General features: G+C 42.4%; 11 protein-coding genes. 7 read left to right on the forward strand and 4 right to left on the reverse strand.

All coding sequences use genetic code 11. The annotated features are described in order from the left end of the window. Positions 1 to 113: 113 nt before the first annotated feature. The 3 genes from V7O67_RS01285 to metG form a co-directional block, all read right to left on the reverse strand. Positions 114 to 584, reverse strand: a complete 471-nt coding sequence (locus V7O67_RS01285) for an ATP-binding protein (protein WP_342303826.1) — start codon at positions 582 to 584, stop codon at positions 114 to 116. 47 nt (positions 585 to 631) lie between these two features. Then, complete coding sequence (locus V7O67_RS01290; RefSeq protein WP_406670606.1) at positions 632 to 1,498, reverse strand: PAS domain S-box protein; 867 nt, start codon at positions 1,496 to 1,498, stop codon at positions 632 to 634. Between the two features lie 295 nt (positions 1,499 to 1,793). Continuing rightward, a complete protein-coding gene (metG, locus tag V7O67_RS01295; protein ID WP_406670608.1) occupies positions 1,794 to 3,833 on the reverse strand; it encodes a methionine--tRNA ligase in 2,040 nt (679 codons plus the stop codon). A gap of 98 nt (positions 3,834 to 3,931) precedes the next feature. On the opposite strand from metG, the gene sppA reads away from it, so the two are divergent. The 5 genes from sppA to V7O67_RS01320 all read left to right on the forward strand — a co-directional run bounded on the left by sppA (position 3,932) and on the right by V7O67_RS01320 (position 8,911). After that, positions 3,932 to 5,230, forward strand: a complete 1,299-nt coding sequence (gene sppA / locus V7O67_RS01300; protein WP_406670610.1) for a signal peptide peptidase SppA — start codon at positions 3,932 to 3,934, stop codon at positions 5,228 to 5,230. Between the two features lie 6 nt (positions 5,231 to 5,236). After that, positions 5,237 to 5,719, forward strand: coding sequence for a metal-dependent hydrolase (locus V7O67_RS01305; protein ID WP_406670613.1), 483 nt, complete (start codon positions 5,237 to 5,239; stop codon positions 5,717 to 5,719). 153 nt (positions 5,720 to 5,872) lie between these two features. Next, a complete protein-coding gene (locus V7O67_RS01310) occupies positions 5,873 to 7,036 on the forward strand; it encodes a hypothetical protein (RefSeq protein ID WP_342303821.1) in 1,164 nt (387 codons plus the stop codon). A gap of 7 nt (positions 7,037 to 7,043) precedes the next feature. Continuing rightward, complete coding sequence (locus tag V7O67_RS01315; RefSeq protein ID WP_342303820.1) at positions 7,044 to 8,246, forward strand: FtsX-like permease family protein; 1,203 nt, start codon at positions 7,044 to 7,046, stop codon at positions 8,244 to 8,246. Further along, positions 8,246 to 8,911 carry an ABC transporter ATP-binding protein gene (locus V7O67_RS01320; protein WP_342303819.1) on the forward strand — a complete coding sequence of 222 codons (666 nt, stop codon included), beginning with the start codon at positions 8,246 to 8,248 and terminating at the stop codon, positions 8,909 to 8,911. Before V7O67_RS01315 ends, V7O67_RS01320 begins: the two co-directional genes overlap by 1 nt. A 21-nt stretch (positions 8,912 to 8,932) precedes the next feature. On the opposite strand, the gene V7O67_RS01325 is transcribed toward V7O67_RS01320, so the two are convergent. After that, entirely contained in the window at positions 8,933 to 9,508 is a 576-nt protein-coding gene (locus V7O67_RS01325) for a DNA-3-methyladenine glycosylase I (RefSeq protein WP_342303818.1), read from the reverse strand. A 115-nt stretch (positions 9,509 to 9,623) separates the two neighbouring features. Here V7O67_RS01325 and V7O67_RS01330 point away from each other — a divergent pair, with 115 nt between their 5' ends. Continuing rightward, the gene (locus tag V7O67_RS01330) at positions 9,624 to 11,141 is read left to right on the forward strand and encodes a PEGA domain-containing protein (RefSeq protein ID WP_342303816.1); all 1,518 of its coding nucleotides are present in this window, start codon (positions 9,624 to 9,626) and stop codon (positions 11,139 to 11,141) included. Between the two features lie 10 nt (positions 11,142 to 11,151). Next, on the forward strand, positions 11,152 to 12,255 hold the full coding sequence (locus tag V7O67_RS01335; protein WP_406670615.1) for a hypothetical protein: 1,104 nt from the start codon (positions 11,152 to 11,154) through the stop codon (positions 12,253 to 12,255). Positions 12,256 to 12,281 lie beyond the last annotated feature (26 nt).

Here is a 12,281-nt window from a genome sequence, read left to right on the forward strand (position 1 = left end):
CATTTACTGAAAGTTAATTTATATTCTAATATATATTACGCTTTTTATTTAACCGATCGAACAATACCTAATAACCATCAAATTCACATTGATTCGTATGTGATATTTTCTCCTTAAGCCAAAGGAACCTCAAAATAGAAATTTGAACCTTTCCCCACTTTACTCTCCACCCAGACATTGCCCCCATGCATTTCCACGAACCTTCTTGTCAGGGCAAGTCCTAGCCCAGTTCCTTCATACTCACGATTCTGGGCAGAATCAATCTGAGTGAATTCATGAAATAGAAGAGCCTGATCTTTCTTAGATATTCCAATTCCTGTGTCCTTTACTTCAAACCGGACATTTTCAACATCCCTTTTTGCCTCGATTGTCACCTTGCCATGTTCTGGAGTGAACTTTATGGCGTTGCTCAAAAGGTTTAAAAGAACCTGCTTGAGCTTTTTTCTATCGGCTTTGATTGAAACCAATTGTGGATCAATGTTGGATATCAGAATTATGTTCTTTTTTGATGCAAGTGAAGAAGCTATTTTCATGACATCATTCAGAAGGTCAGCGATTATTATATTTTCAACATAAAATTCCATCTTCCCTGCTTCAACCTTGGACAGATCAAGAATGTCATTTATAAGAGTTAATAGATGTTTACCACTATTTGATACGTTACTGACATGGCGTTTCTGCTTTCGTTCAGTCCTCCAAATGTTTCCAAAAGCAACATGTCTGAAAAACCAATTATAGAGTTAAGAGGTGTACGCAGTTCATGACTCATATTGGCAAGGAACTCACTTTTTGCACGATTGGCAGATTCAGCTTCGTTCTTTGCCTTCAACAACATTTCTTCATAAAGTTTTTTTTCAGTTACATCACGTATAATAACCTGAACTGTACCTTTTTCTCTATCAATTACCGATGAACTGATATCTGCATGAATTATACCTCCTTCATAAAGTTTAACTTTAGCCTCTGACTGATATGAACCTTTTTCGAGGCTCTCCTGAAAAATATAAGCCATGTTAGAAGAAAAACCATCAGGTGATAAGGAAGTAAGATCCAGCTCAGATAACATGGATTGTTCATATCCAAGCAATTTGGAAGTACCTTCGTTAGCTTCAAGTATCGAGCCATTTGAGTCTAGGATCATAATGGCATCATTGGATTGTTCAAAAAGAGAATGGTATTTTCCTTCTTTTTCCTGAAGGGAGTCCAGCATGTTATTTACGTTATCAGCAATCCAGTTTACCTCATCGCTTCCGGCAATCATTATTCTGGAAGATAAGTCACCACTTTTTTGTATATACCCGAGTTCATCTATGAGAACTCTGAATCTTGCATACGTCGTTTTATTTGCTACGACCAGATGAGCGATGAAACCGGTCGCACCCAAAATTAAAAATGCCAAAGTCAGACTGATTATTATTATCAGCCTCTCTTGCTCTTCAAAATTAGTAATATTCAATGAAAAGATAAAGTAGCTTGAAAGTACCATCAAAGCTACCATTAAGATATAGATACTGCCATGTAGAATAGTGTCTTTTTTTTGCAGATTCATATTTCACGCACATACCTAATACTTCAGATTGGAGAGAAAACCGACAAATGCGGCTTCATTTCGCTTTGTTATCTATAACAATGTTTCTTGTGTATCAAGAATAATATAATAATTGAGTATATATTAATCTTTTTATGCAACCAAGATAGCCCATATAAATAAAAGAGTTGGGCTTCAGTGACGTTAAATATAAAAAATGAAGGAAATGAGGGGACTACAAACTCAGCACCTGCATCCCAAAAAATCACATAATACAGGAACCCGGACCCATTTCCTTATCGGTAGTCAGCAAAGACACCCGCTCACCTGCATCCGCTGCCAGAAGCATTCCCCTGGACTCGACACCGCAGAGTTTCACAGGCTTTAGGTTGACAAGCACGTTCACGATCTTACCTACCATCTCTTCAGGTTCGTAGTATTCTGCAAGACCTGCAACTACCTGTCTTGGCTCCTCATCACCGATATCGACTTCCAGGCGTAGTAGTTTCTTGGATTTCTTGATCTTCTCAGCTGTCACGATCTTGCCGACCCTGATATCAAGTTTAGCGAAGTCATCGTATTCAATTTCGTTTTTGTATTCCATAATTTCTACTTCCTCAATGCCTGCTTCCTTTGCCATTGCATCCTTTATGCGCTTTGCAGATATCTTTTCCATCTCCGCAATCTTGTCGTCCTCAAGCTTGGTGAACAGGATATCGGGCTTTGCCAGTTTTGTACCGCTTACTACAGGAATAGTTGCTTCCTCGTAAGTCGCCGTGTGGACATCGGATTCCATGCCAATCTGCTTCCAGGCTTTCTCCATGCTACCCGGGGTCATGGGTTCGAAAAGCAGTATCAATGCCTTGGCGAGCTGTACGCAGTTCTTGATGACCCTGCCACAGGCCTCTTTGTCTTCCTTGATAAGCTTCCAGGGTTCGTTTGACTGGAAGTATGAATTACCGTATGATGCAAGGGCCATTGCCGTATCAGCAGCCTTCTTGAACTCATAGTCCGCATTTGCCTTTACCACTTCTTCTACAGTGGAACTGATCTTTTCCATTACCTCAGGGTCAATGTCACCTTCAGGGATTTCACCGAAATTCTTGAAAGCAAAGAGCAGGTTCCTGTACAGGAAATTGCCCAATACACCCACAAGCTCGGTGTTGATCTTGTCCTGGAATATCTTCCAGGAGAAATTGACTTCCTTTGTATGTGAAGTATAACTTACAAGGTAGTATCTCAGAAGGTCAGGATGGAAACCATGATCCAGGTAATCCTCTTCTACCCATACCACATAACCGCGGCTCTTTGAGAAAGTCTTGTCCTCGATCTTCACCATGCCTGATGCAACAACTGCAGATGCCTGGCTGTAGTCAGCTCCCTTGAGCATTGCCGGCCAGAAAATACAGTGATGGTAGATGATGTCACCTCCAATGAAGTGAACTATCGGGCAGTCACCCTTCCAGAACTTCTCCCAGTCTCCACCGGTAGCCTCTGCCCATTCTTCCGTAAATGCAATGTAACCGATGGGAGCATCCACCCATACGTACACAACAAGATCGTCATGTCCGGGGAATTTCACACCCCATTCAAGATTTCTTGTAATGCACCAGTCCGTAAGCTCCTGTTTTACCCATCCAAGTGCATAATTACGCGCATTCAGGGTTCCGCCAAGGTGTTCCAGGTGATCAAGCAGGAAGTCATTGAATTCCGAAAGCTTGAAGAAGAAATGTTCCTGTTCCTTATACTCAGCAGGGCCTCTGCATATAGTACATACAGGTTCCTTGAGCTCCCCGGGTTCTAAGTGCTTGCCGCATCCCTGATCACATTCGTCACCACGGGCCTGCTCTCCGCAGTGGGGACATGTACCTGCAACATACCTGTCAGGCAGGAAACGGTCACATTGAGGGCAATATGCTATCTCTATTATCTTGGGGTAAACATAGCCTTTCTCGATAAGCCTATCAACAATATCCAGTGTACGCTTGTGGTTTGTTTCATCATCTGTAGTCCCGAAAGCATCGAATTCCACTTCCATTTTCTTGAATACCTCGTCGAAATGGACGTGGTACTTCTGGACAAGTTCTTTAGGTGTAATCCCGAGCTCTTCGGCATTCACAACGATCGGAGTTCCGTGAGTATCGGAACCACAGACAAAAGTTACTTCCTGTGAGTTCTTTTTAAGGGATCTCACATAGATATCAGCGGGAATATATGTTCTTAGATGGCCAACGTGTGCTTTCCCGTTGGCATATGGAAGACCGCATGTCACAAGTACGGCCTTTTCGGAAGGAATATCTGGCATGTATTTTCTCCGTTATGGCTATGGTCAGTATATCTGATGTTGATTGCCTGCAATTATAAAATATATTTCGCTCATATAGCATAAGGCAAGGTTTTTGAATGTTCACATACATTTTACAACCGGGATGGAATCCAGAGATGAACGAAGATAATTCAGATAAAAAAACAGAGGATGATGTCGAATATCATCGTTACCCGTATAGTTATGAAGAGGACCACATGGGTGACATCCAGAACAGTGCTGAATCTGATGATGCAAAATCAGAAGTCGTAGATACAGAGGAAACTCCTGTAGCAAACGAAGCTGCAGAGAAAACTGCCGAAGTTGATAGTTACCAAACTGCAGCAAACAACATAACTAACGATACACCTGTTAACAAAGTACCAGTTGAAGGAAAGAAAGAGGAAACTGAGTATGAACAGGAAAAAACAACAAATGCAACAACAAGTTATACCAGCCCATCCCGGGAAACTCCTGTTGTTAAGAAGAAAAGCCGCAAATGGCAATATATTACCATTGTTGCCGTTCTTGTGTTCATCATTGGTGCAAGCTTTGCACTCATTTACCAGAGCTTTAACGGTGACCTTTACTCTTCAAATGACAAGGTAGCTGTTATCTACGTTCAGGGAACTCTTATTACAAGCAGCATACCAGGCGGACTTGGTTATGTGAGCTCTGAAGAGATATCAGACAACATTAGAAGAGCTCTCAGGGATGATCATGTAAAAGCCATTGTCCTGAGAGTAAATAGTGGAGGAGGGTCCTCCACTGCAGGAGAAGAGGTATATACCGAGGTCAAAAAAGCGAGTGATAGTGGAATACCTGTTATAATCTCAATGGGAGATGTGGCAGCAAGTGCAGCCTATCACCTGTCAGCACCTGCAGACCTTATAGTTGCTAACCCTTCAACCATGACCGGAAGCATAGGAACCATATGGACATTCCAGAACCTTTCTGCATTCTATGATGAAGAAGGAGTTGAATTCTACATAGTAAAATCCGGAGAATTCAAGGATATGGGAGGAGCATGGAGAGGTCTCTCAGATGATGAAAAGGAATATGCCAACAAGGTTGTTGCAGAAGTTTACGGAAACTTTGTAAGGGATGTGGCAGAAGGCAGGGATATGAGCACCAGTGAGGTAAAAGGCCTTGCAGATGGCAGGATATACACCGGAAGGCAAGCAAAGGATCTGGGTCTTGTGGATGAATTCGGCAACCTTTATGACGCAATTGACATAGCAGCAGAGATGGGAGAGATCGAAGGTGATCCAACTATCGTTTACATGAACAAACCATCCATTTCAAGCCTGCTCTTTGGTTCAGAGTCCGAAGGAACGGTCACTGCAGAAGAATTCCTGAGCTATTACGAAGAGAGCCCATATGGCCAGTTAATCTGAGATAAAATGCCTTTCACACCATTCCATCTCGGACCCGCCTTTCTTCTGGGGGAGATATTCGAAAAGAAAATTTCCCTCATTTCAATTCTTCTGGGAAGCACCGTTGTAGACCTGAGAGCAACATACTGTCTCTTTGCCGGATGCCGGCCCCTTCACGGACCACTGCATACATTTTTGGGTGCAACCACAGTTGCTTTTCTACTATCATTGCTGCTGTTTTCGCAAAGGAAATGGCTGCAAAGAATCACTGATAAATTGAAGATAGAACAGAAATATTCATTCATGTCTTTACTGGCAGGTTCTCTCATAGGAACCTGGAGCCATGTGTTTCTTGATTCTTTTCTTTACACGGACATCAGGCCATTATGGCCTCTGCCAAACAACCCACTTCTTGGACTGGTAAGTTCAGGAGCAATATATTTGATATGCCTTCTCTCATTTCTGCCTGCAACAGGAATTTACTGCTACAAGTACTTGAAACGGCACTGATTCTCATTGACAGTGAAACAAAAAGTATAAGTTAGCCTGTGCTCAACTCATATTATAAAAAATTAGATTTGTATTGCTGGTGGGGGAGTTACAATAGTCAGTAAAAGACATTATAGATTGTTTGCACTTGTAACAGTGATCTTAATTTTATGCATGTCATCCCCGGTACTTGGCCGGGACCAGGTAAGAACTGATAAACTGGACATACTTGCAGTAGAGATATCACCACAACCCGTAAGACCCGGACAGGAACTGCTTGTTAAAGTAAGTGTAGCAAACTATGATGATACCACAGCCAACAATATAGTCCTTGAAGTCGAGAACCAGTTCCCCCTGATATTGAGATTCTCGGAAAAGGAATATGGTGTGAAAAGTATCTCCAACAACAGTTTCAGGATTGACAGGATAAGCTCCAATGGAAATGTGGAGGTCAACTATAATTTTCTCATCGATCCTGAAGCCAGAACAGGAACATACCATGTGACATTCAGGCTTTCTGATAGCAATGACGTGTTTGTTACAAGAACAATATCTGTTAAAGTTGAAGGGACTCCTTCAATTGCCCTGATGAACTCTTCGTTTTCACAATCCGGAATATCTCCCGGAGATACGTTTTATCTGTACACCACTGTTGCAAGCGTTGGAAGTGGTAATGCCAAGAATATACGTATCACTCTTCTGATAGATGATGTCACGTCCCTTGTAGCTGTAAAAGATAATACTGCATTTATCCACACCCTTGATGCGGGAGAAGAAGAACATATAGCTTTCGAGCTAAGCCTTGGAAAGGACGCAGAGATAACGTCATACAACATACCCATCTCAGTAACTGCAGTTGATGATACTGAAAGTCTGAACATCGACTCAGTAGAGACCATTGGTTTTGAGGCAAAGGGAAGGGCAAAGATCGATATCGCGAACATAAAGAATGACCCTACTATGCCTGAAAAGGGTAAAGAGCTCACCCAGATGATAAGGATAGAGAATGTAGGAGAAGGCGAAGCAAGATCCGTGAAGGTCAGCCTTGTAGAACTTGATATCTCCGGAACAAAAGAAGCTTTTATCGGAAAGCTTGATGCCAACGATGATGCTCCTGCAACGTTCTTCTTCATTCCCCGCAAAAGCGGTGATCAGGAGTACACTGCACTCATCGAATACGAAGATGATTTCGGGAACCATTCGATTGAACACAAATTGACCATGAATGTGAAAGGTACATCACCATATCGTTTATTAGTAGGAGCTATTGTATTGGTTTTGCTGATCTTTGGGGTTTTCACTCTCAGAAAGCATTTCAAAAAAGAGACTGATAAATGAGGAGAATATGTTTGAGAGAACAAAGGTCTCATTTTTCCTGGCATCACGGTCGATACTTAGAGGAAACAAAGGTATCACTTTCTTTACTATCATAGTCCTGACACTTGTGTATCTCCAACTTGTATTCTTTTCCAGTATGATAGGCGGAGTGACGCTGAAGTTCAATGATGTGCTTGTGGACTACCAGACAGGAGACCTTGTTGTAGAACCCGGCCAGGATGAACTTTACATATCAGATGTTGACTCGCTTACAAAAAAGATAGAACACCTTCCTGAAGTGGTGGGTGTCTCTCCGCGTTTGCGACTGAAGAGTTCCATATCTTTCAAAGAAAAAGAGGTTGGTGCAACAATTTATGGTATTGATGCAAATGAAGAGGAGCTCGTCACTAAATTTCAATCCGCGATGGTCGAGGGGGAATTCATAAGCAAGCTGGACAGGGGAGAAATAGTACTTGGAAGAGAACTGTCCGGCGGATACGGAGCAGTAATGCAAAGCAGGTCTCTTGAAGACGTGTCTGTGGGGGACGTTGTTACTGTTATGATAAACGGCCAGGCAATGGAATTCAGGGTAAAGGGTATCTACAATACTTTGTTCTTCATGTCAGATTCTTCAGCCTTTGTAAACAAGGAAGACCTTGAGGAAGCGCTTGACGCTGAGAATAAGGCTCATGAGATCGCCATAAAGATTAAGGACGAAGCAGATGAGCAATACGTCAGGGAAGAGATACTTTCCCTGGGAGTGCAGGAGGAAGTGCGCACCTGGCAGGAATTTGCCGGAATACTCAAAATAATAGAAGGCACACTTTCAATGATAAGAAACGTATTCACAGCAGTTGGTCTCATTGTAGCCTTTGTTATCATTTTTGTGGTTATCTTTGTCAACATCGTAAGCCAGAAAAGACAGATAGGCGTCCAGAAAGCCATCGGTATAGAAGAGGAAGTGATAATTTCATCCTTTGTGTTTCAAGCGATGTTCTATGCTTTTGTGGCAATGGTCATAGGCTACAGCCTGATGCAGTTCGTTTTCACACCTTATACGCAATCACATCCCATCAATGCACCAATTGGCAAAGTGAGCCTGAACCTTAGTAACTCTGAGGCTGCCATCCGTGCAATGATGCTGTTCATGGCGGCTGTCATAGGATCTTTAATTCCTTCCTACAGGATGACAAAGAGAAGTCTGCTCGATCTTATATGGGGTTCGAACTGATGATTGAAGCAAAAGAGGTCACAAGAACTTTCCTCATGGGTAAAGTGGAAGTAAACGCACTCAGGGGTATCAGTCTCAATATAGATAAAGGGGAATTCGTTGCCATCGTAGGCTCAAGCGGAAGTGGGAAAACCACCCTGCTCAACCAACTCGGATTACTGGATACACCAACATCCGGGCAGGTGTTCATTGACTCGACCAATGCATCAGAACTTACTGACAAACAAAAAATAAGATTCCGACTGGACAATCTGGGTTACGTCTTCCAGGATTATGCGCTGATTCCCACCCTGACAGGTCTTGAGAATGTCTACCTGCCCCTGATGATGCAGGGACTAAAACAAGAGGATGTTATGAAAAAAGCTACTGCTATACTTGAAGCTGTAGGACTTGCTGACAGGATGCATCACCTGCCATCAGAAATGAGTGGTGGACAGCAACAAAGAATATCTATCGCCAGAGCATTGGTACACGAACCAAAAATACTCTTTGCCGATGAGCCCTGCGCCAATCTTGACAGTGAAGCCTCCAGACAGATCCTTGAACTGTTCAGCAGGTTCAATAAAGAAAATGAGCAGACCATTGTGATGGTAACTCACGAAGAGTGGCATCTTGATTATGTGGATAGGGTCATCAATTTAAAGGACGGACTGATTGCAGATTGAATAAGAATTCCTGTGGATCTTTCACTGAAGTTTTCTGCATTCTTCGTGTCTGAAACATGTCACAACATGGTCATTGACCATTCCCATAGCCTGCATGAAGGCATAGATTATCGTGGGGCCCACGAAGTTGAATCCTCTTTTCTTCATGTCCTTGCTTATCTTTTCGGACAACTCTGTTTTTGCAGGTAGCTCTTCCATTGATTTCCATGAATTCTGTATAGTTTTTCCTTTTTTCAAAAATCCCCGAAGATAATTGTCAAATGAGCCGAACTCATTTCTGACCTCGATTAATGATTGAGCATTGCGAACTGCGGAACGCACCTTCAGCTTGTTCCTGATAATACCGCTATCCTGTAAAAGTTCCTCTATCTTCTCTTCACCATAGCTGGCAATTGCATCGTAATCAAAATTATCAAAGGCTTTCCGGTAGTTCTCTCTTCTTTTCAGAATAGTATCCCAGCTAAGCCCTGCCTGTGCTCCTTCAAGTATCAGAAACTCGAACAGTTTTCGGTCATCATGTTCAGGCACACCCCATTCGGTATCATGATACTCTATTTCAAATTCATTGACCTCAGCCCATTCGCATCGTACTTTCATGAAAATAATTGTGTGACTGAGAATTATTAAATCTTCCCTGCAAACTGAGAATTATACTTTCCAGAAGATGATAATTATATAAGAAGAGCTCATAATTTATATTGGGGGCAATTATATGCAAGGGGACGTGAGATACGTCATTACATCTTTTACAAGCTTAGTGGTAGCACTGGCAATCATCTTTGCATTGGTAACAGTGGCAAGCGCAGAAACTAACACAGGGATTATCTACATATATTCTGCAGATACGACGAATGCAAAATCCTACGTTTCGTTGCTTGAAGATAATGGCTATAGAGTAAACATGATACCCGTAAGTAAGGTGGAGGATACCGACCTTTCGCAGTACAATGTTATAATTACAGGAACAGACACAGAATGGATTGATATTGATACTGTAACTGCCATCAGAAAAAGTGGTCGACCGGTAATTGGAATCGGAGAGGGAGGATATTCCCTTTTCGGACAGATCGGTCTTGTTTGCGGACACCCGAACGGGTGGCATGGCAGTGTAAACAGCATCTATGTAGTTGATGCTTCAAATACTGTTTTTCAGGAACCCAATGTTATAAAGATTTCAAGAGATGGCATATTGCAGCTGTACTCTTCTACAAATCACATTGGTATCTACATTCCCTCCATGACGGAAGAAATATTGATGCTAGGCAGGGAACCTGAGAATAAAGAGCACTATCCTCTGCTGTTTGAAGAGAACAGATACTTTTTGTGGGGTTTTACAGCTTCTCCTGAAAGTATGACAGATAACGGAAAAGCACTTTTTATCAACACTGTAGCTTATATGAGTGGCCTTGAAACACAACCTGAGAAGATCAGTGGGGTAGAAACACCCGCATTTACAGATATTCCGCTCATGACCCCGGAACTGAATAGAATACAGGTGATAGAAAAACCATTACGTGTAGCTACCCCAGTCAAGACTATGGAAAAGAAGACAGGAGATACTTTCGACCTGGGTGATGGATATGTAATGCTCATAAGTGAGGTTAGTGGAGCCGGTGAAGTCCAGGTACTGGTTGAACAGGATGGAAAGGTCATTGAGGAAAAGATATTGCTGAAGGGTGAGGATTATCTGCTGCCCAAATTCACAGGAGAGAATATACACATCGTGGTAGAGGACATAAACATGGGTGCTATGCCAACAGATACACATGTCATAATGCTTGTCGTGCCATATCTGCTTCTGACAGTGGTGTCACAGCCATCTGGAGCTGAAATATTCATTGACGGAAATATGGTAGATTCCAGTCCCAGTCAGGACATAGTCCTTACGGATTTCGATGAACATGAAATACAACTGAAACTTGAGGGATACCGCGTCCATGAGGAAACCATAAGATTCACACCGGGAGAAGAAGCCCAGATAAATAAGGAGATACAGCTGATCAGTTCCGAGATGGAGGTAAATGAGCTCATGAAATCCGAGGAGGAGGAAAACGAGCAACTGACGGATAACAGTGAGCGGAAAAAAACAATGCCATCAACTGATATCGAGACTTCCGATGTCGCCAGCGATACAGAACCAGAGGTTGTACCTGGATTCCTGGCAACCATCGCTGCTGTGGCCGTGATCTGTGGATACGGCCTCATTAGGAAGAAAAAAAGACAGCTTTAACACGATACATATGTGGGCAAGGAATTTCTTTTGTAAATTTACAGAAAATAGTCTCACTTACTCATTTGCAATAGCTCTGGCTGTATTCTCTGTGTATGTGCTTATCTCTTCGGAGGTAAAGTTCCTGCACCTGACCTTCTATAACCTGCTATCAATATCGGCCCTGAGCCTGTTGATAGGATACCAATTCGCAATCATAGTTTACCTTTTTTCTGGTGTTGAAGGTACCTTTAACCGTATAATACCACTTTTTAAGGAAGGGAACTTCACAGCTTTTCAGGATCATCTGAAAACATGGCTGGAGGATTCAAGCGTTTTAAGCCGTACGATCCTGCTGGTGATAATACCGTTCATGGCGCTGGAAATAATAAGATTCTGGCAATGGAGATATTCAGGCGGTGAGATACCTCTTTACTTTTCTCTTTTCGACCCGGGCAGCACCTTGGCTTTACTGCTTGACGTGATAAACCACATCCTTGCATACCTTATGTACAGTATGCTGGCAATTATCGTATGGTTTATGATCGGTCTGACAAATACCATTGCTTCACTGGGAAAGAAAAATGGCATTCTAACAGATGTGTTCCATTCTGACGGAATGGGCGGTCTCAAACCAGTACAGCATTTCATGCTTATGGCCGTTAGTAATTACTTCATTATCATTGCACTTGCAATGATAGCCTTCGTTTCACCCAGGTCTGTGGTGTCATACGAGACAATATTCCTGCTTATATTGCTACTATTGGGAATACGTCTATTCTTCATTACGATGAACACCACGGGGTCACTGGTAAATAGAGGTGTAGGAACCGAGCTGGACAGAATCGATGATATGTACAGGATGAACTACGAAAAACTGCTTGAACTTGCCTCTAAAAAAGAATACGAATGGGAAGAGGAAGAACTCCAAAAACTGCAGCTTGTCCTTGACCTGCTGGAGAAGGAAGAGAAAAAGATAAGAGACGTACACGATAAAAATTCGAGTAAAAAAGCCATATATGCTTTCACGGGTTCGTTCCTGATACCTTCAATAACCCTACTGGAAGACCTGACAGGCATAACAGTGACCGATATGCTGGAAAAAGTAATGGGACTCATCGGCACCAGAATATAGACATTAAAATGAGAATTATACCTCTA

The sequence above is a fragment of the Methanolobus sp. ZRKC4 genome (assembly GCF_045291305.1).
Taxonomy (GTDB): domain Archaea; phylum Halobacteriota; class Methanosarcinia; order Methanosarcinales; family Methanosarcinaceae; genus Methanolobus.

Bases quoted from the DNA above. Each gene is read 5' to 3' on its own strand.
- V7O67_RS01310 (WP_342303821.1), top strand. From the start codon at position 5,873: ATGTCATCCCCGGTACTTGGCCGGGACCAGGTAAGAACTGATAAACTG.
- V7O67_RS01320 (WP_342303819.1), top strand. From the start codon at position 8,246: ATGATTGAAGCAAAAGAGGTCACAAGAACTTTCCTCATGGGTAAAGTG.
- V7O67_RS01315 (WP_342303820.1), top strand. From the start codon at position 7,044: ATGTTTGAGAGAACAAAGGTCTCATTTTTCCTGGCATCACGGTCGATA.
- V7O67_RS01330 (WP_342303816.1), top strand. From the start codon at position 9,624: ATGCAAGGGGACGTGAGATACGTCATTACATCTTTTACAAGCTTAGTG.
- V7O67_RS01290 (WP_406670606.1), bottom strand. From the start codon at position 1,498: ATGGTAGCTTTGATGGTACTTTCAAGCTACTTTATCTTTTCATTGAAT.
- V7O67_RS01285 (WP_342303826.1), bottom strand. From the start codon at position 584: ATGGAATTTTATGTTGAAAATATAATAATCGCTGACCTTCTGAATGAT.
- sppA (WP_406670610.1), top strand. From the start codon at position 3,932: ATGTTCACATACATTTTACAACCGGGATGGAATCCAGAGATGAACGAA.
- metG (WP_406670608.1), bottom strand. From the start codon at position 3,833: ATGCCAGATATTCCTTCCGAAAAGGCCGTACTTGTGACATGCGGTCTT.
- V7O67_RS01325 (WP_342303818.1), bottom strand. From the start codon at position 9,508: ATGAAAGTACGATGCGAATGGGCTGAGGTCAATGAATTTGAAATAGAG.
- V7O67_RS01305 (WP_406670613.1), top strand. From the start codon at position 5,237: ATGCCTTTCACACCATTCCATCTCGGACCCGCCTTTCTTCTGGGGGAG.
- V7O67_RS01335 (WP_406670615.1), top strand. From the start codon at position 11,152: ATGTGGGCAAGGAATTTCTTTTGTAAATTTACAGAAAATAGTCTCACT.